Here is an 18,802-nt window from a genome sequence, read left to right as displayed (position 1 = left end):
TCAAATTTGGGGCATTTTTTATAACAGTATATTTTTATAAAATAGCTTTTAGACGTTGAATCACTTGCTCACATTGAGCAATATCTGCGACCAATGCCATACGAACATGACCTTCACCAGGATTGCCTTGTTCAGTATCACGAGACAAATAACGCCCTGGTAAAACTTTAATGTTGGCTTTTTCCATTAACATTTTGGCAAAGTTTTCATCATGATCGACTTTTAACCAATAATAGAAACCTGCATCGGGCTTTTGTAAGGGTAAAAGATGACTGAGTTCATTTTGGAACAAATCAAACTTAGCACGATACAGTCTACGATTTTCTTCAACATGTGTTTCATCGTTCCAAGCAACAATTGAAGCCAATTGATGTTGGACTGGCATTGCAGCGCCGTGATAAGTGCGGAATTTTAAATAAGGTTTAAGTAAGTTTGCATCCCCAGCAACAAAACCTGAGCGCATACCCGGTAGATTTGAACGCTTAGACAGTGAATGGAATACGATACAATTTTTATAATCGTCACGACCTAATTCAGCACAGACTTCCAATAAACCGATAGGTGCTTCATCAAACCACAATTCTGAGTAACATTCATCAGAGGCAATCACAAAGTCATATTGGTCAGAAAGTGCAATTAGCTTTTTGAATTGAGCTTTTGAAAGTACCGCACCAGTAGGATTTCCCGGCGTACAAACAAACAAAAGTGCAGTTTTTTCCCAAACTTCAGCAGGTACAGCATCAAAATCACCGAGGTAATTGTTGTCTTCGGTACAGTTGACAAAGTATGGCTTGGCGCCAGCTAAAAGAGTCGCTCCTTCATAAATCTGATAGAACGGATTAGGCATTACCACATAAGGTACATCATCACGATTAATCAAGGCCTGTACAAAAGAGAAAATCCCTTCACGTGTGCCTGTTACTGGAAGGACATGATCTTCGGCACTGATCGCATTCAGTTTAAAACGACGGGTTAGCCACTGAGCAATACTTTCACGAAGTTCTGGTAAACCTTTGCTGTTTGGATAAGTTGAAAGGTGCTGAAAATTATCAATGATCGATTGCTTCACAAACTCAGGAGCAGGATGCTTTGGTTCTCCAATTGAAAGTGGGATCAAAGGTAAATCTGCAGGTTTTACATCCTGAAAAAGCTGGCTTAACTTTTCAAATGGATAAGGATGTAATAAAGACAAACTAGAGTTCATGAAACAATTACCACGATAGAAAGTAAGATTAATGTTGCCCACAGATTTGATTGGATGCTTCATCTAATGCCGCTTTTAATTTTGCGGTAAAGACTTCAGCCTCAGCTTCAGTGAGGGGGGTGCCATCTTTTTTGGTGACAAAGAAAATATCTTCTGCTTTTTCACCCAGTGTGGCGATTCTAGCAGAATGTATGTCTAAACCTTGCATCATAAATAAACCACCAACGCGTGCAAGTAAGCCCGGTTGGTCGAGGGTAGAGATTTCTACCATATTTTGCTGCAAAGCTTCGTTAAGTGTTACATCCACAGTATTTTCAATGTCGAAGTGGCGAAGTTGACGTGGAATACGACGTTGCATCAAACCCGGATATTTATCTGATTCGCTTAAGGCTTTAATTAACGCCTGTTTGACTGTTTCTTCACGTTCAGGATCGGTTAATAAGGTACCGAAACGATCCAAGACCACATAAGTATCTAAACTAAAGGCTTTGGTTGCAGTGATAATCCGTGCATCTTGGACATCCAGATTCATACGATCCAAAATTGCCACTGTGGTGGCAAACAGATTGGGTTGGTCTTGAGTATAAATAAAGATCTGTACAGCATCTTGTGCTGCTTTACGGTGCGCACGCATGAGCACCAATGGTGCAGGATTGTCACCGTGTTGCAAAATTGCACGGGTATGCCATGCAATTTCATCTGCAGATTCTTTAAGGAAGTATTCGTCCCCAAGCTCTTGCCAAACCTTTTCAACTTGATCGAGTGGAAACTCATCCACCAAGACTTCGCTTGCAGAGAATTTGGTATCTTCAATCAGCATTTGATAATCAACAGGTCGACCCAAACCAGAACGAATTACATCACGCGCATGGGTATAGAGTTGACGCATCAAAGAAGAGCGCCATGTATTCCAAAGTTTTGGATTGGTGGCATTGATATCGGCAACTGTCAGCGTATAGAGATAATCTAAATGCTCCATATCACCAAGCTTTTCAGCAAACTCTTTCACCACATCTGGGTCAGAAATATCTTTTTTCTGTGCGGTCATCGACATCAGTAAATGATTTTGGATGAGCCAAGCAACCAGATTACATTCGCGCTCAGTAAACCCATGTGCAAGACAGAATTCAATTGCATCTTCAGCGCCAAGTTCACTGTGATCTCCACCACGGCCTTTGGCAATATCATGGAATAATGCAGCAAGGAATACGATGTCACGACGGACTAAGCGTTGAAATACAGAACTGACAACAGGATAGTCTTTGGCAAAGCCGGGTTCTTTAAAACGATTTAAGTTACGAATTAACAGTAAGGTATGTGCATCGACGGTATAAATATGGAACAAGTCATATTGCATCAGCCCCATGATTTGACCAAATGCAGGAATATAATTTCCTAATACACCATAACGCTTCATTGCCACCATGGTTTCATATAAACGATATGGAGAGCGGATGATCGCCATGAATAATGCTTGATGGGTCGGATTATCACGAAATGCTTGATCAATGCGTTTTGCAGCTAAAGTCAAAAGACGCAATGTACGTGCACGAATACCCTCGATTTCAGGGCGATTCGCTAAGATATAGAAAATTTCTAAAATAGCGCTTGGATTTTCGGAAAAGGTTTTATGTTGTTGAACGGCAAGCTTGCCATCAACCAATTTAAAATGTTCGTTAATATTTTCGATTTTACGTTCATAGTCGGGTAAGCGTGGGGTAATCACCGATTCATTAAAATAAGCCAATAACATTTCATTTAAGGTCGAAACCTGTTGCGCGGTTCGATAATAACGCTTCATGAACTGTTCAATTGGATAATTTGGATGATGATCATCTTCTCGTGTATAGCCAAATTTAGCTGCAATATCACGTTGATAATCAAACAATAAGCGATTTTCATCACGTTTGGTTAAACGGTGTAAATGATGGCGGATTTCCCAAAGAAAGTTTTCAGCTTCTTCTAGGACGCCCAATTCAAATTCAGAAATAAAACCCAAATGAACCAAGTCGTAAATACGATTGACTCGGAAATGTCGTTTGGCAATCCAGCCAATTTGGTTAATGTCCCGAATACCGCCGGGTGCATTTTTAATATCGGGTTCTAAATTGCTTTCAGTATTGTTATGTTGCGCATAACGTTGCGCTTGTTCATCCATCTTGGCATCAAAGAAAGTCTTGTCTGTCCAAGTTTGGGAAACGACACGACGAGGCCATCTTGCCAGATGTTGATTGCCAATAATTAATCGCGCTTCAATCAGCGAGGTTGCCACAGTGAGATCATTGGTGGCTTGTTCAAAACAACTTCGGATGGTACGTACACTGACACCCGGTTTAAAATTTCCCACATCCCAAAGTGTAGAAATAAATTGCGTCACCGTTTGTTCTTGTTCAGGAGAAAGGTCTTCTTCTGAAAGAATCATGATGTCGACATCGGAATAGGGCAACATTTCGCGTCGCCCATAGCCACCAACAGCAAATAAACCGAGATCTGTTTGATCTAGCCCTGAATGCTTCCATAGAAACATAAGGGCTTCATCCACCACATTTGAACGGGTACGCACAATTTCGCGTATCGTTGTACCATGATCATAGGCCTCATTTAACTGTTGTTCGACATCGCTACGCCATTGATTAATCGCTTTAATGTCATGTATATCAGTTACATATTCCAACAGAGGAGAGGTGTTGATCATGGATGTCTTGTCCGCAAATATATTGGCTAGTTGTTTAAATGAACAGTGACTTTTGCAGCCGTTTCTTGTGCAAGTTCACGTGCTTGGTCTGTTGTTTCAGCACGTGCTGTTGCCACGCCCATACGACGACGTTTAAATCCTTCAGGTTTACCGAACAGGCGTAAGTCTGTCGCAGGATTTTGCAAAGCAAGATCTAAGCCAGAGTATAAAAGATTGTTTGCATCCATACCTGCATAGATTACAGCACTTGCGGCAATACTATGTCGTTCAGTATTGACTGGTAAACCTAAAATTGCACGTGCATGTAATTCAAATTCACTTTGGAATTGTGATGCAAGTGTGACTAAGCCTGTATCGTGTGGACGCGGTGATACTTCACTAAACCATACTTTATCACCTTTTACAAACAGTTCTACCCCAAAAATTCCACAGCCACCAAGTGCTACAGTGACTTTATTGGCAATGCGTTTGGCTTCATTTAAAGCTGTTTCAGTCATTGCTTGAGGCTGCCAACTTTCTACATAGTCGCCTGAATCTTGACGATGTCCAATTGGATCACAATAAGCGGTTTCAATTTCACCTGTTTCTGGATTTTTCGAACGTACAGTGAGTAAGGTGATTTCAAAATCAAAGTCAATTTGTGACTCAACGATGACTGTACCTTGATTTACCCGACCGCCAGTTTGAGCATATTCCCAAGCCGCATCTACTTCTGCATATTCTTTGACACGAGATTGCCCCTTACCAGAGGAAGACATTACAGGTTTAACAAAGTTCGGATAACCAATGTCATCACATGCAGAACGGAAGCTTTCTAAGGTATTGGCAAAACGGTAAGCGGAAGTGGGTAAACCAAGTTCTTCCGCCGCTAAGCGACGAATCCCTTCACGGTTCATGGTTAAATTCACTGCTTTTGCAGAAGGGATCACGGTTGCAATATTTTGTTGTTCGATTTCGACTAATACTTGAGTAGCAATCGCTTCAATTTCTGGAACAATAAGATTGGGTTTTACTTTTTCAATTAAAGCTTTTAATTCTGTTGCATCAGCCATGTTTAAGGCATAAGAGAAATGAGCAACTTGCATGGCAGGTGCGTTTTCGTAGCGGTCTGCCGCGTGAACTTCGACACCAAGTCGTTGTAATGAAATCACCACTTCTTTACCAAGCTCTCCTGAACCTAACAGTAAAACTTTAAATGCAGATGATTGAAGTGGGGTACCAATAGTAACGCTCATGCTATTCTTCCATGCTTGTCTTTTGGACTGTTAGCATAGCAGAACTCAGGCGTGTGTTAAGGGCTGATTGACATAAAATAATGATATTGTCTAACAGATTTTTTTATAAAGTTTTTAGCTTATAGGCGGTTTGCCACTACAAATGAAGTGGCTTTGAATTTGCGCAAGAAAACAGATCAATAATTTTTGATCAATTCTTTTTACGAACCAACAGAATCAACGCAATTAGGCAGATCAGTAATTCTACAAAAAACGACCAATGCAGAATAAAGTTTAGCCACCACGGCTGATAACGTGAGCTGACTTCAAAAAACACATAGGGTTGATCAATAAACGGTGCAAAAAGCCAAACATCACCTACAAAAGTATCCAAGCCGATATGTAGCAGGGCAGCACCCGAAAAAAGACTGATCATCAGGGCAGGTTTAGCAGTGTATTTTGAATGGATGAAATAACATAAAGCGATTAGAAAGATTGGAATCCAAAATGAAAACCAATGTAAAAAATACTTATGGTGATGTACTGATCTATGATCGAATAAATAGAAATAGAATAGATCAATATCAGGAAAAACTGCACCAAACATAATCAGCGTAAAGAAAGCTTTATTGGTGATTTTTGTCTGTTTAAATTTCTTGAGTAAAAGTTTAGCCAGTATATAGCCAGAAGGTAAGTGTGCGATAAACATATCAAGTTGCGTATTTTAAATATTTTATTTGAAAGCAATCATACACAACTAATTAATTCACATGGTTTTTTATTGTAAATTAATTAGATGAAAGCATTTTAAATCCGAAAGACTTTAAATTTACACGCTGATCTGCTGATGCATTAAAATATGCTTTAATCAACAAAACTACAGATAGGTATAGACCAAACCATAGGCCAATGCTGCTGTGAGTGTCGCTAAAACAATTCTTTTAAATTTAAAATATAATCCTGTGAGTACAATAAAGCCCACCAACATCGCAAAACTTTTATTTGGGGTTTCAATCAATGGTGGGAGAGTGGCGACAATTAACATTGAACTGATTGCTGCAATTCCAATACTGCCTAATGCAATTTTTAACCATGTTGCACCACGAGTTTGTGTGTGTTGTTGGCTTTTTTGCAGCAGATAGAATGGACCAAAGCGTGAAGCAAAATTTGCAATACCGACCAATATCCCCACCAAGATAATCTGTAAATCCATTTTAAATACTCACTTCATCAGTTTGCTTTAAAACATAATGTTTAAATAATCCCGCTAAAATCCCAGATGCAATCCCAATAAAAATTGCTGCCGACATGTTGATAAAATAACAAGCCAATGCGGAAACCATTAAAGATACGGCAACCACAAAAGTATGTTTTTTCTCAAAGGCTGCCAGTAAGAAGCTTAGGAACAATGCAGGTAACAAAAAGTCTAAAGCAGCTTGTAAAAATTGCGGCAAGTCGCTGACTTGATCTGCAAATAAACCACCTAAAAATGAACCCAAGGCCCATGACATCCAGCTAAACAAGCTGAGTCCTAGCATCCAAGACTCTGACCATTCTTGACGACGTTGGGAAAGTTTAATCATTCCAGCCGCAAAAACTTCATCGGTTAAACCCCAGGCCCATACTGCGGTCTTTTTTAGATTTAAACGGTCTTGAATCAGGTTTTGTAAGGCTGGCCCATAAAGTACGTGGCGAATATCCAGTGCAATGACTGTAAGTGCTGTCATCCAAATAGATGTACCACTGCCCAATAATGCAACCACAAGAAATTGGCTAGCACCAGCGTACATAGAGCAAGATAGAAATAAGGCTTCCCATGCACTAAAACCAAATTGGGTCGCGGATACACCAAAGGCAAAAGATACAGGCAGATAAGTAAAGATGATGGCTTGACTGTCTTTAGCGCCTTGCCAAAAGCCAGCAGTTTGGACTGAGGGATTGTGCTCTGACACAGGACACCTAAAACGAGAGTAAAACAAAAGGTAAAATCAAGATTGTGTATTCTACCCGAATTTACTAGCATAGTAGCGAAATGTTTATTTAGGCGTAACTTTATGTTCGCAAATCAGTCGAAATTATTATTGAGTATGACCTTGGTGTTAGGTGTTTTAGGTTTACAAGCATGTGGTAATTCATCTTCTGAACCTAAAGAAAAAGTTGAAATTAAAGCTGCGCCAAAACTAACCAATGATGCGACAACCTATGCCAATGAAGCATGGAAACTGATTAATCAGGTGGAACCCTTTGTCTACCGTAAGCAATTGAATTTGATTGAAGACAATGTACGTAAACCTTTACGGAAATTAAGTACCGACTGGCGTATCAATGTCAAAATGACCGATTCAGTGACAGAAGGTAAATACGCTTTGTGTCGTAAAGCCATGACCAGTCTAGATACTTGGGCAAGATCGACATTGGAAAAAGATGGTGAAATGCAAAAAAATCAAGCGCAATATGAGCGTGATAAAGCCCAGTGCAAAGATGCAATTGAAAATCCAAGTTTAGGCAATACCAAGGCAAATAATAATATTTTTTAAAGGATCTTAGTAAATGGCGCAAATATGCGCCATTTTTTATTGATACAGATCTATGTTCAGTACGTTCGGTGTTACTTAAGGTTTTAACGGATTGGTCGATGCTGTTTTCACTGCTTTGTCTTTAGCAGCAGTTGATTTTGCAGCAGCGTCATTTTTCACTGCTTTGGTTGTTGCTTCAGCTTTTGCTTTGCTTGCAGCAGTTTCAGTTTTTAGCTTTGTCGCTGCTTCTTTCGGTTTCGCTTCAACAGCTTTTGTTGCAGCTACACTTTTGTCTTTTGCTTGAGTTGCATCAGCTTTGGCTTTTGTGCTTGCAGCCGTCGCTTTTTGAGTCGCTTGAGCTGCAGGATTTGCCGCAACACATTTGCCGCCTTTATGGTTTGGGCCTGTACCACCAACCAATGTTGTACCTTTAGGGCATGCAAATGCAGAAGCGCTAAGTACAGTGAATAATCCCGCTGTGAGCAATGTTGTGATTTTTTTCATTTATTTCAACTTTTATTGAGATGGCATTAGCGCCTAGCTAAAATATAATTGTATTTTTCACAAAGTAGAATAAATAATTTGTATATTTTATTTATAAAATGATTATATATTCCAGCCGTTTAAGGTGAATTTAATATTTGTCTAAAAGTGGAAAAGTGATATGTTAAATTAGAGTTGGCCGAGTGAGTGGGCGATAGAATGTAATTGATTGATATCTAAAATTTCTATTTTTTTAAAGGCAATTTTTAAAACGCCTTGTTGTTCGAGTAAATGTAATTCTTGGTTAATGGTCTGACGTGAGCATTTGAGCAGCAATGCCAATTGTTCTTGTGATAAATGAATGATGTTATTTTCAATACGGATATGATTGCCATAGCCGTTTAAGATAAACATCAAACGCTGAGCTAATCGTTGTCGTATATGCTGGGTTTGAATTGAAATGAGTTCTAAAAAAGCAAAGCGAAGTTTTTGACTGGTCAATTGGGCGATATGGAACCAATATTGTGGATAGTCATTTAAAATTTTCTGAATCGCTTGGCTGGGGAGATGTAAAATTAAACATTTTCCAACAGCAATGGCATCATGAGAACGTGGTTGCTGATCCACCAAAGAAATTTCTCCAAACCACATAATCGGTTCTGCAATAGCAGCAACGGATTCATTTCCTTCAATATCAATATAGCCTAAGCGTACCCGACCATCTAAGACCGCATAGATACCATTAAATAGATCGCCTGATCTGAAAATCGCTTGATCACGCTCAAATTTTTGATAATGGGCTTGTTGTTGAATCAATTGTTGAAAAGGAATAGGCAGTTGTGAATACCATAAATTCTTTGATAATAATTCAAGGTCCGTTGAATTCAGCACAATATGTCCTTTTATGTATCATTGATAATCTTTGCTTTGATTTTCAAATATATCTAACAACATAGTCAGTAGGATAGAAAGTTCCTTAGATAAAATTAGTAGCGATAAGCACTGAGTAGAACCATTTACAATCCTCCTTTAAGGGCAGCAATTTAGCGTGAATATGACAGAGTCACTGGCCATAATGTATCAATAAATTTATTGTGAAAGCTGTTGTTATCTACTTCTTTGCAAATTTAAATGAAAAATCAATTCAACTTGTCAGCTAGACGACAACTTTTATCTTAGCGCTTTTATATAGTGAAATGAAGAGATTAACAAGGACGCTGAAAATGAACAGATTAGAACAACTTCTTAGCCAGTACGCAGCTTATCATTTAGATCATAAAAATGTATTTACGCATTTTATTGGTATCCCGATGATCGTATTTTCAATTATGTGTTTAACGGCTAGAGCAGGGGTGATGCTTTCAGGTTTTGAAATCACTTTGGCATTGATTCTACTGATTTTAAGTGTGATTTATTATTTAAGTCTGGATAAATCATTCGGCTTTTTAATGTTGCTTATTTATGCAGTAGCCTATCCATTTGCCTATAAAATTGCTCAATTAGGCATGGGAACTTGGCTAAGTATCAGCATTGGTACTTTTGTTGTAGGATGGGTATTCCAATTTGTAGGGCATTTTTATGAAAAGAAAAAACCTGCATTTGTTGATGATTTAGTCGGTTTAGCGATTGGTCCATTATTTGTCTTAGCTGAGTTTGTATTCTTGCTGGGTTTTCGTAAAGATCTACAAGAAAAAATGCTAGCAGAAGCCAGAAAGCAACGTAATGCAATGGATGAAAAATCATTAGACGCTTTACACGCGAAATAATTTGAAAGATAAAGAATCTAGTTCATGATAAAACCCTTTAAGTCAGTAATTTAAAATGACTTAAAGGGTATCGACTTCTATATTTTTGTTTGTTTTAGAATAAGAATTCTTTGATAAATATCACTAAACCAAAGAAAAAAATGGCGCAACCAATATAAAATTTTATTTTTTTAATCAGTGAAGAATTGAACATTGGAATCGTCATATGGTCTGTATAGTATTTCATTGGATTGCTTCTAAATAACGGCGATTCACTTCTTCCCAATTCACAACATTATAAAATGCCGCAATATATTCGGGACGACGATTTTGGTATTTTAAATAATAAGCATGTTCCCAGACATCTAAAGCCAGAATCGGAATATTGCCATTCATCAGTGGTGAATCTTGATTGGCACTGCTTTCTACGATGACTTTCTTTTCAGGGGTTACGCTTAACCATGCCCAGCCACTACCAAATCGTGTCAGTGCTGCTTTGGTAAAGGCTTCTTTAAAGTTTTCAAAACCGCCAATATCTCTGTCAATTGCTTCAGCGATTTGTTTAATTGGCTCTCCACCGCCTTGAGGGCTCATTACTGTCCAGAATAAAGAGTGGTTGGCATGACCACCACCATTATTAATCACGCTATTTTTAAGATCAGCAGGAACTTCATTCACTTTTGAAACCAGTTCTTCAATCGACAACTTTTCCCATGCTGTGCCTTCAACTGTGGCATTGATATTATTGATATAGGTTTGATGGTGCTTGGTATGGTGGATTTCCATTGTTTTTGTATCAATATTAGGTTCAAGTGCATCGTATGCATAAGGCAGTTGTGGAAGCGAGTAAGCCATGAATTAATCCCGTGATGTTAAGTATAGTGGTAATGCTAATAATTATCATTATTATATATGAACATCAAAAGTGCAACCTACTTAACTTTATTATTGTGTAGCTGATTTCAAAATAGAGATGATCAATTGAGGCAGGGTTTAGCGATAGACGTTTGGCGCGTTTTAAGATGTAAATAAATATCGCGTATATTTACTGGAATATTGTAATTTTAAATGTTGATTTTTTTATAAAAACCTGAATACGTGTTTCATTAAAAACAGGGCTGACCTTATAGAGATGAGATGAATGATCGAAATAGTCCGCAAATCAATCAACAGATCGTTGAATCTACATTTAGAAAACAAGTTTTAAATATTCGTCAGACATTTATAAACTAAACGAAAACCAGCGAAAGATTCTATGACGAAAAAAAACAGGTTGAAGAAGTCTTCAACCTGTCTCATTAAAGCATGAGATCCGTTTATACGTTAAAACGGAAGTGCAATACATCACCATCTTGAACGATGTAAGTTTTACCTTCTAAACGCCATTTTCCTGCTTCTTTAGCGCCGTTTTCACCGTTGTATTGGATGAAATCATCATATGCAATACATTCTGCACGAATAAAGCCTTTTTCAAAGTCAGTGTGGATTACACCCGCAGCTTGAGGTGCAGTTGCTCCCACTTTTACAGTCCAAGCACGAACTTCTTGAACACCTGCTGTAAAGTAAGTTTGTAAGCCAAGTAAGCTATAACCTGCACGAATTACCACATTTAGACCTGGTTCTTCCATGCCTAATGCTTCAAGGAATTCAGCGCGATCTTCATCATCCAACAATGAAATTTCAGCTTCGATTTGGTTGCAAAGCGGAACAACGATTGCATTTTCCTCAGCAGCTAACTTTTTCACAGCTTCAAGGTGTGGATTGTTTTCAAAACCATCTTCTGCAACGTTTGCAATATACATGGTCGGTTTTAATGTCATTAAACCAAAACCACGCACAAGTTTACGCTCATCATCATCTAAATCAGCTGCACGAGCTGGCTTGCCTTCATCAAGTAAAGGTAGAATTTTTTCTAAAACAGCTTTTGTTGCAAGCGCTTCTTTATCACCGCTTTTTGCAGATTTTGCCAAACGTGTAACGGCTTTAGTTACAGTTTCCAAGTCAGCAAGTGCAAGTTCAGTATTAATCGTTGCAATATCATCTAATGGATCAATTTTACCATTTACATGAATTACGTTTTCATCTTCAAAACAGCGTACAACATGTGCAATTGCATCAGTTTCACGGATGTTTGCAAGGAATTGGTTACCCAAACCTTCGCCTTTAGATGCACCCGCAACTAAACCTGCAATATCTACAAATTCCATCGTAGTTGGAATAACACGTTGTGGCTTAACAATGGCTGTTAATTTGTCTAAACGTGGATCAGGTACAGGTACGATGCCTGTATTTGGTTCAATGGTACAGAATGGGAAGTTTTCCGCAGCAATAGCAGCTTTAGTCAATGCATTGAAAAGTGTAGATTTACCAACGTTCGGCAAGCCGACAATACCGCAATTAAAACCCATGAAATAACTCACAAAGTGTTATATAAAAATTGCGGATGATTTTACATGAAAGCCATGACAAAGTCAGGTCTGCGACCTATAAGTTTTAAAATCAGATCATCTCAAATATATCAAGTGCTACATATTTGCCTGAGATCAGCACTTTTATTGAACAAAATGAGCATTCTAGGGGGTGACAATTGATTTAGCATGATTTTTATAAGTGGATCAAATTAAGTAAAGTTACTGTCCTGCATCCAACAACGACATCCATGTCGCCCTACAGATGTATAAGCCTTGTATCATTCAACAAGGCAAAAGCTGAATCTATTTTATTTATATTGATGCGAATTAAGTTAATTGGAAAAACTTAAATCTTCCGCTTATCCAACTGGCTTGCCAAACTGTCACCAAATGCTTGAACGATCATGACCAAAGCCACCAAGACCACAATCACAGCAAACATCATTTGCATATCAAAGCGTTGATAACCATAACGGTAAGCAATATCACCTAAGCCACCAGCACCAATTGCACCCGCAATTGCAGAGGAGTTAATCATGGTGACAATTGTGACTGTAAAACCAGCCACAATACCGGGAAGGGCTTCAGGTAAAAGTACATGCCAAACGATTTGCTTACGGTTACAGCCCATCGCTTGTGCAGCTTCAATTAGACCTTGATCAACTTCACGTAAGCTAACTTCTGCAATACGGGCAAAGAATGGTGTCGCTGCTAAAGTTAATGGAACAACAGCTGCCCAGACTCCGTAACTGGTTCCGACAATCCATCGGGTTAAAGGAATCAGCGCCACCATTAAAATCAAAAAGGGAACAGATCGAGTAATATTAATCACCGTACCCAATGCATGATTAATCTTTTTAGATGGATAAATCCCTTGTTCAGATGTATTGACCAAAATCACTGCCAAAGGTAAGCCAATCAAAAAGGCAACAATGGCAGATACGCCAACCATCAGTAAGGTATCTATGGTTCCTGTCAGCAATAAATCAATGAGTTGGTCTTGCATAGCCAAGTACCTCTATTTGTGCAATTTGATGTTTTAACCTTTCTTGTAAATTATGCAAGTCTAAATGGGTTTGTTCAGTACCGACAATCAGCGTTCCAATCAAATGGTTTTGGATATTGTCGATGTGACTTTGATATAAATGTACCGATTTTTCAAAAACCTGAAAAAGTTCAACTAAATCAGGTGAGTTTTTCGGATCGGTCTCATAACGTAGTTTTAAAATGCTATGGGTTGAATCTTGTTGCAACGCTGTATGCACAGGAAAGGGCAAATCGAGTTGTTCTAGGTTTAACAATTCTTGTGTGATTTTCTGCTGAGGCTGTGAAAACACGGACCAGACTTGTCCTGACTCAACGATTTCACCATGTTCAATTACCACCACTTGATCACAAATTTCACGAATCACTTGCATCTCATGGGTAATTAAAACAATGGTAATCCCCAATTCTCGATTGATTTTTTTCAGCAAGGATAACACCACCGAGGTACTTTCAGGATCAAGTGCAGATGTTGCTTCATCACACAATAAAATTTCAGGATGATGTACCAGCGCACGAGCAATACCAACACGTTGCTTTTGACCACCAGACAGTTGTGAAGGGTAGTTATGCGCTTTATTTCCCAATCCGACCAGATCTAAAACATCGTTGACACGTGTTTCAATTTCAGCTTTATCAACATGGGCAATTTTTAAAGGCAATGCCACATTGTCCCAAACTGTTTTGGCAGACATTAAATTAAAATGCTGAAAAATCATCCCAATTCTTTGACGTGTTTGAATCAACTCAGCATGACTGAGTTCAGCCAAATTCTGTTGATGAATATGAATACTGCCTTCAGAAATACCTTCTAAACCATTTAAGGTTCGGATTAAGGAAGATTTACCTGCACCACTTTTACCGATGATGCCGAAAATCTTGCCTTGAGGGATATCTAAGTTGATATTTTTTAATGCATGGATCTGTTGATCTTGCCCATCATAGTATTTATTCAAATCACGAATTTTGATATGAGGGACTGAAAAATCAACATGCGAACCGAAACTCACCATTTCTATTCTCCTTATTTCCAGCCTGCAAACCACATATCTTTGCCGAAATCTTTATCTAAAATATCTCGAACTTGCTGTGAGTTTTGGAAAGCTTGAATAAATTTCTCTAACTTTTGATTTTTGTCTTGATAATCGGTACGTGTCACAAAAAGAATGGCGTACTTTTTATCAACGGGATCTAAAAACAGGGCACTATGCGGATCGGCTTTTTTTGCCATATTTAAGTAATGCGGAAAACCAAAAATTAGATCTGCATCATCATAAGCTAAAGCTGTTTGTGGACCTTCAACTTCTAAAAACTTCAACTGTTTTGGTTTTGAAACAATATCTTGAAGTGTGGAAAGTTCATTGTTGATGTCTTTGATTTGAATTAACCCCGCACGGTGTAACAAGATCAAAGCACGCGCAGAGTTGACGGGGTCACTCGGGATGACAACACGAGCATTTTGAGGTAAAGCCGCTAAGGATTTATATTGTTTTGAATATAAACCGACATGGCTGCCGCTACCTATACCAAAAGCATGCAAATCGTAATTGGTTTGTTTAATGGCATTCTTTAAAAAAACACTTTGTTGGAAAAAGTTAGCGTCAATGTCACGGTTTTGTACCGCAACATTGGGTGCTTGCCAATCTGAAAATTCGACCAGTTTGACATGGATACCATCTTTCTCTACCTCTTTGGCAACCGTTTGTAGTAATTCGGCATAAGGTGGGCTAATGCCAATCGTGAGTACATTATCCTTTTGTTGATTTTGTACATAACGATAGGTAAAAAGTCCTAATAATACGATGACAACAGCAAGACCAATCAGCAGGTTCTTGTTTTTGAGTTTGGAAACTTGGGACATGAGTTATTCCTTATTTCCAACCTGGGAACCATAAATTTTCACCAATATCATCATTCAAAGCCTGTTTGACCTTGTCCGAAGTTTGGTAAATTTTTACAAATTCTTTTAACTGTTTGGCTTTTTCTGGATGCTTTTGCTCATAGTCATCTTTTACAACAAACAAGATGGCATAACGTGTATTGGTATTATCATCGAGTAATAATGCTTTGTTTGGATCAATGGTTTTTGCAAGACGTAAATAAAGTGGGTAGCTAAATACTAAATCAGCATCATCTACAGCACGCGCAGTTTGAGGTCCTTCAACTTCAATAAATTTAAAGTTTTTAGGGTTTGAGGTAATGTCTTGTAAGTTTGATAAATGGTTATTCGGATCTTTCAAGGTGATGAGTTTTGCCTGTTGTAAAAGCAACAGTGCGCGACCTTGGTTGACTGGGTCATTTGGAATCACCACACGTGCATTTTCAGGTACAGCCGTTAAAGAATCATATTTTTTAGAATATAAGCCCACATGAGTTGCAACACCTGTGGCAATCGGTTTCAGTTTAAAATTAGTTTCTTTTAACGCATTGCTTAAAAATGGTTGGTGTTGGAAATAGTTTGCATCAATATCACCATGATTCAGTGTGATATTCGGTGTGTTCCAATCTGAAAATTCCACCAGTTTAATATGAATCCCTTGTTTCTTGGCTTCCTCTGCTGCAACTTGTAAAGGCTTGGCAAAGGGTGGGCTAATACCAATGGTGATTTCTTCTGAACCGGCTTTTTTATGTTGGTTCCAATAAAAAAGTCCTGCAATCACGGCAATAATGATCACGCCAAGCAAAATAAATTTATTCTTGGAGCCTGATTTTCTGGATGGATTACCATTTGCAGGTGAGTTTATTTGAGTCATGTGACACCCCTTAAAGTGAAATTATTCAATTCATCATGTTTGCTGATTAGGATATTTAGGCAGTTTGCTTTTGCCGATCTGCCGTTTCGATGCTGTTGTTATGATTTGAGTTTTGACATCGAAAATCAGCAGCAGGGTGTTGTTGGGTTAAATGATCACCTTGTTTAAAGATTTTGTTGCGTAAAGAACCATTTTCATATTTGGTTTTAAATCTGCCACGTTGTTGCAGTTCAGGAATCACAAAACGAATAAAGTCATGATGTGATTCAGGCGCAACAGTACGCGTTAGGTTAAAACCATCAATACCTGTTTCATCAATCAACTGAATTAATTTTTCAGCAATTGTTTCTCCACTTCCAACGATCAGTGGATAACGACCACCGAGTTGATGCTGTGCTTTAAGATCGTTAGGTGTGATCTGGTTTTCCTTAAATTTATTATTGACTGAAGCAATACTGTTGGTTTGTTGATATGGGATGGCTTCATCATCAGCATATTTGGATAGGTCGATACCGACTGAACTTGAGAAATGTGCTAAACCAGCTTCAGGACTTGCATAGCGAGCATATTCAGCTAATTTCTCTTGAGCTAACTCATCTGTTTCAGCTGTAACCACTGTGATTCCCACAAAGATTTTAATATCTTCTGGATTACGGCCTTGCTGCACAGCCAGTTCTCGAATCTTATCCACTTGTTGTTTGATTTTTGCAGGTTGGTCCCCTCCAATAAATACACATTCCGCATGACGTGTGGAGAATGCTAAACCGCGTGGTGAAGCACCTGCTTGAAAGAGCACAGGGGTACGCTGTGGTGAAGGTGAGACTTGGAAAACACCTTGGCTTTGATAAAAGCTCCCTTGATGGTTAATTTGATGAACTTTTTTCGGGTCAGTAAAAATACGCTTTTGCTTATCTTTTTGTACTGCATCATTTTCCCAAGAACCTTCCCAAAACTTATAGCAAAGCTCTAAAAATTCTTCAGCTTGCTCATAACGTAAGTCATGATCTTTTAGACTTTTTTGCCCAATCAAGCGTTCAGCACTGTCCAAATAACCAGTGACAATATTCCAGCCAATCCGACCTTGTGTCAGATGATCTAAACTCGCGAAGCGCCGTGCGAATTGGTACGGTGTTTCATAACTAAGGTTCACGGTCACGCCAAAACCTAGATTTTGGGTTACCGCTGCCATTGCTGAAATCAGGGTAGATGGGTCATGACTCGGCAGTTGAATGGACTCTTTTAAGGTTAAATCTATACCATTCTGGTAGACATCATAAACACCGGTAATGTCTGCGATAAACAGCCCATCAAATAAACCTTGCTCCAAGGTCTTAGCGAGATCAGTCCAGTAATTGAGCTCATTAAAACGATGAGATTCATCACGCGGATGGGTCCACAAGCCGTGATTGATATGGCCGACACTGTTCATGTCAAAAGCATTGAGTAAGATTTGTTTTTTGGATGCTGTATGTTGAGATGTATTTGTCATTACAATGTCCCTCTGCGTGGTGGAAGGATGTTGTTTAATACATAGTTTCCAATAAAATAATATTTCCAGCGTGATGCATCATGCAGTGTATGTACCCGTACATTGCGCCAATGTCGATCTAAACCATCGGCACGTTGACTACCCCGACTTCCAGCCAACTCAATCAATTTTGAAGATGCTTTTAATGCTGTTTCTGTGCTGTGTGCACGGACTTTAGCTACATCTAGTGAGGCTTTGGCAATATTTTCAACTGTAGGTAGTGGTTTTGCCGCATCAATAGATTGAGCAGCTTGTTTTAATAAAACCTCACTTGCTCTTACATCCGCAGCAACACGACCTAATTCATAAATGGTCAGTGGATCTTGGTCTGCACGTTCTACATTGGCATCAATCCATGCGCGTGCTTTTTTAACCCGTTCTATTGTTTCTTCAAATGCTGCACGCGCAATGCCTGTTTCAATCGCAGCATGCATAATTTGTGCAAATGGTCCAACGAGGGTGGGTTCAGAAAATGCGGTGTCAAAACGAATGACGTATTCAGATTCAACAAAAACTTGATTGAATTTAACGGTGCCACTGCCCGTGGTTTTTTGTCCAAAGCCTGACCAATCATTGATACGTTGTAAGCCTTGTGCATCGGCCGAAATAAAAGCTAAATATTCACGTTCTTCAGCATCACGGACTAATGTTGGAATACGATGGGCAAATAGACTGCCTGTGCAATAGAACTTTTCCCCATTGACCACATAACCATGTTCAGTTTGACTAATTTGGGTATGCTTTTGTGCCGCAGTCTTGGTCTTAAATTCAGCGAGGGCATTGCCAAAACGAGCGCCTTGAAGTACTTCACTATAGAGTTTTTTCTTTTGCTGCTCGGTGCCTGTATTACGTAATACTTCCAGTGCATAAAAATGGTTTTGTGGGATTTGACCAATAGAGCCATCTACGCCACTGAATAATGCAATTATTTTAGCAACAGTATGGCTAGATACTTCTGCACCACCATATTGCCGCGGTACTGTGATCGCCCATAACCCAGATTGACTAAAAGCTTCAACCTCATCAAAAGGTAAAATTCTTTCAGCATCACGGGGTACCGCATTCTCTCTAAATTGTTGACTCAACTGTTGCGCGATTTCTAAAGCTTCTTGATCATTTTGAATAATATGTGCTTGTGCAAAGGGATGATTGTGTACATCCAATGTTTTATTGATATCTTGATAAGTTGTCATATATATTTCCCTGATG

The 18,802-nt window shown here is 38.8% G+C and carries 18 protein-coding genes; 2 read left to right on the top strand and 16 right to left on the bottom strand.

Annotated features, from left to right (window positions below; genetic code table 11):
• Window positions 1–34: 34 nt before the first annotated feature.
• The 6 genes from dapC to AC07WY_RS03275 form a co-directional block, all read right to left on the bottom strand.
• Complete coding sequence (gene dapC / locus AC07WY_RS03300) at window positions 35–1,204, bottom strand: succinyldiaminopimelate transaminase (RefSeq protein ID WP_494735698.1); 1,170 nt, start codon at window positions 1,202–1,204, stop codon at window positions 35–37.
• A 28-nt stretch (window positions 1,205–1,232) separates the two neighbouring features.
• Window positions 1,233–3,899: a [protein-PII] uridylyltransferase gene (gene glnD, locus AC07WY_RS03295; protein WP_056510738.1), complete on the bottom strand. Its 2,667-nt coding sequence runs from the start codon at window positions 3,897–3,899 to the stop codon at window positions 1,233–1,235.
• Between the two features lie 26 nt (window positions 3,900–3,925).
• Complete coding sequence (gene purT, locus AC07WY_RS03290; protein WP_244015843.1) at window positions 3,926–5,134, bottom strand: formate-dependent phosphoribosylglycinamide formyltransferase; 1,209 nt, start codon at window positions 5,132–5,134, stop codon at window positions 3,926–3,928.
• Between the two features lie 190 nt (window positions 5,135–5,324).
• Window positions 5,325–5,822: a metal-dependent hydrolase gene (locus AC07WY_RS03285; protein ID WP_494735697.1), complete on the bottom strand. Its 498-nt coding sequence runs from the start codon at window positions 5,820–5,822 to the stop codon at window positions 5,325–5,327.
• Between the two features lie 168 nt (window positions 5,823–5,990).
• Window positions 5,991–6,326 carry an L-valine transporter subunit YgaH gene (gene ygaH / locus AC07WY_RS03280; RefSeq protein WP_056510745.1) on the bottom strand — a complete coding sequence of 112 codons (336 nt, stop codon included), beginning with the start codon at window positions 6,324–6,326 and terminating at the stop codon, window positions 5,991–5,993.
• Between the two features lies 1 nt (window position 6,327).
• Window positions 6,328–7,065 carry an AzlC family ABC transporter permease gene (locus AC07WY_RS03275; protein ID WP_004821147.1) on the bottom strand — a complete coding sequence of 246 codons (738 nt, stop codon included), beginning with the start codon at window positions 7,063–7,065 and terminating at the stop codon, window positions 6,328–6,330.
• A gap of 102 nt (window positions 7,066–7,167) precedes the next feature.
• Here AC07WY_RS03275 and AC07WY_RS03270 point away from each other — a divergent pair, with 102 nt between their 5' ends.
• Window positions 7,168–7,650 (top strand): hypothetical protein, encoded by a 483-nt coding sequence (locus AC07WY_RS03270; RefSeq protein WP_004720940.1) that lies wholly within the window; start codon window positions 7,168–7,170, stop codon window positions 7,648–7,650.
• 75 nt (window positions 7,651–7,725) lie between these two features.
• On the opposite strand, the gene AC07WY_RS03265 is transcribed toward AC07WY_RS03270, so the two are convergent.
• Both AC07WY_RS03265 and AC07WY_RS03260 read right to left on the bottom strand, forming a co-directional pair.
• Window positions 7,726–8,133 (bottom strand): hypothetical protein, encoded by a 408-nt coding sequence (locus tag AC07WY_RS03265; RefSeq protein ID WP_004720938.1) that lies wholly within the window; start codon window positions 8,131–8,133, stop codon window positions 7,726–7,728.
• 168 nt (window positions 8,134–8,301) lie between these two features.
• On the bottom strand, window positions 8,302–9,003 hold the full coding sequence (locus AC07WY_RS03260) for a Crp/Fnr family transcriptional regulator (protein ID WP_234623977.1): 702 nt from the start codon (window positions 9,001–9,003) through the stop codon (window positions 8,302–8,304).
• 332 nt (window positions 9,004–9,335) lie between these two features.
• On the opposite strand from AC07WY_RS03260, the gene AC07WY_RS03255 reads away from it, so the two are divergent.
• A complete protein-coding gene (locus AC07WY_RS03255; RefSeq protein ID WP_494735696.1) occupies window positions 9,336–9,878 on the top strand; it encodes an Mpo1 family 2-hydroxy fatty acid dioxygenase in 543 nt (180 codons plus the stop codon).
• Between the two features lie 222 nt (window positions 9,879–10,100).
• On the opposite strand, the gene AC07WY_RS03250 is transcribed toward AC07WY_RS03255, so the two are convergent.
• The 8 genes from AC07WY_RS03250 to AC07WY_RS03215 all read right to left on the bottom strand — a co-directional run bounded on the left by AC07WY_RS03250 (window position 10,101) and on the right by AC07WY_RS03215 (window position 18,786).
• A complete protein-coding gene (locus tag AC07WY_RS03250; protein WP_151801703.1) occupies window positions 10,101–10,712 on the bottom strand; it encodes a superoxide dismutase in 612 nt (203 codons plus the stop codon).
• 461 nt (window positions 10,713–11,173) lie between these two features.
• Window positions 11,174–12,265, bottom strand: coding sequence for a redox-regulated ATPase YchF (gene ychF / locus AC07WY_RS03245; protein ID WP_004720929.1), 1,092 nt, complete (start codon window positions 12,263–12,265; stop codon window positions 11,174–11,176).
• Window positions 12,266–12,614: 349 nt separating this feature from the next.
• On the bottom strand, window positions 12,615–13,274 hold the full coding sequence (locus AC07WY_RS03240) for a methionine ABC transporter permease (RefSeq protein WP_004720927.1): 660 nt from the start codon (window positions 13,272–13,274) through the stop codon (window positions 12,615–12,617).
• The gene (locus AC07WY_RS03235; protein WP_494735695.1) at window positions 13,255–14,325 is read right to left on the bottom strand and encodes a methionine ABC transporter ATP-binding protein; all 1,071 of its coding nucleotides are present in this window, start codon (window positions 14,323–14,325) and stop codon (window positions 13,255–13,257) included. The genes AC07WY_RS03240 and AC07WY_RS03235 overlap by 20 nt, the downstream gene beginning before the upstream one ends.
• Before the next feature lie 11 nt (window positions 14,326–14,336).
• On the bottom strand, window positions 14,337–15,173 hold the full coding sequence (locus AC07WY_RS03230) for a MetQ/NlpA family ABC transporter substrate-binding protein (RefSeq protein ID WP_494735694.1): 837 nt from the start codon (window positions 15,171–15,173) through the stop codon (window positions 14,337–14,339).
• Between the two features lie 10 nt (window positions 15,174–15,183).
• Entirely contained in the window at window positions 15,184–16,065 is an 882-nt protein-coding gene (locus AC07WY_RS03225) for a MetQ/NlpA family ABC transporter substrate-binding protein (RefSeq protein ID WP_262085905.1), read from the bottom strand.
• A 55-nt stretch (window positions 16,066–16,120) separates the two neighbouring features.
• Complete coding sequence (locus AC07WY_RS03220) at window positions 16,121–17,554, bottom strand: LLM class flavin-dependent oxidoreductase (protein WP_494735693.1); 1,434 nt, start codon at window positions 17,552–17,554, stop codon at window positions 16,121–16,123.
• The gene (locus AC07WY_RS03215) at window positions 17,554–18,786 is read right to left on the bottom strand and encodes an SfnB family sulfur acquisition oxidoreductase (RefSeq protein WP_494735692.1); all 1,233 of its coding nucleotides are present in this window, start codon (window positions 18,784–18,786) and stop codon (window positions 17,554–17,556) included. Before AC07WY_RS03215 ends, AC07WY_RS03220 begins: the two co-directional genes overlap by 1 nt.
• Window positions 18,787–18,802: the final 16 nt, after the last annotated feature.

This window comes from Acinetobacter sp. GW821-FHT01C12, from assembly GCF_059422625.1.
This window is presented reverse-complemented; position numbering and strand designations above follow the sequence as displayed.

Bases quoted from the DNA above. Each gene is read 5' to 3' on its own strand.
- AC07WY_RS03220 (WP_494735693.1), bottom strand. From the start codon at position 17,554: ATGACAAATACATCTCAACATACAGCATCCAAAAAACAAATCTTACTC.
- dapC (WP_494735698.1), bottom strand. From the start codon at position 1,204: ATGAACTCTAGTTTGTCTTTATTACATCCTTATCCATTTGAAAAGTTA.
- AC07WY_RS03235 (WP_494735695.1), bottom strand. From the start codon at position 14,325: ATGGTGAGTTTCGGTTCGCATGTTGATTTTTCAGTCCCTCATATCAAA.
- AC07WY_RS03250 (WP_151801703.1), bottom strand. From the start codon at position 10,712: ATGGCTTACTCGCTTCCACAACTGCCTTATGCATACGATGCACTTGAA.
- AC07WY_RS03255 (WP_494735696.1), top strand. From the start codon at position 9,336: ATGAACAGATTAGAACAACTTCTTAGCCAGTACGCAGCTTATCATTTA.
- purT (WP_244015843.1), bottom strand. From the start codon at position 5,134: ATGAGCGTTACTATTGGTACCCCACTTCAATCATCTGCATTTAAAGTT.
- AC07WY_RS03240 (WP_004720927.1), bottom strand. From the start codon at position 13,274: ATGCAAGACCAACTCATTGATTTATTGCTGACAGGAACCATAGATACC.
- AC07WY_RS03285 (WP_494735697.1), bottom strand. From the start codon at position 5,822: ATGTTTATCGCACACTTACCTTCTGGCTATATACTGGCTAAACTTTTA.
- AC07WY_RS03265 (WP_004720938.1), bottom strand. From the start codon at position 8,133: ATGAAAAAAATCACAACATTGCTCACAGCGGGATTATTCACTGTACTT.
- AC07WY_RS03270 (WP_004720940.1), top strand. From the start codon at position 7,168: ATGTTCGCAAATCAGTCGAAATTATTATTGAGTATGACCTTGGTGTTA.
- AC07WY_RS03230 (WP_494735694.1), bottom strand. From the start codon at position 15,173: ATGTCCCAAGTTTCCAAACTCAAAAACAAGAACCTGCTGATTGGTCTT.
- glnD (WP_056510738.1), bottom strand. From the start codon at position 3,899: ATGATCAACACCTCTCCTCTGTTGGAATATGTAACTGATATACATGAC.
- ygaH (WP_056510745.1), bottom strand. From the start codon at position 6,326: ATGGATTTACAGATTATCTTGGTGGGGATATTGGTCGGTATTGCAAAT.
- AC07WY_RS03215 (WP_494735692.1), bottom strand. From the start codon at position 18,786: ATGACAACTTATCAAGATATCAATAAAACATTGGATGTACACAATCAT.
- AC07WY_RS03225 (WP_262085905.1), bottom strand. From the start codon at position 16,065: ATGACTCAAATAAACTCACCTGCAAATGGTAATCCATCCAGAAAATCA.
- ychF (WP_004720929.1), bottom strand. From the start codon at position 12,265: ATGGGTTTTAATTGCGGTATTGTCGGCTTGCCGAACGTTGGTAAATCT.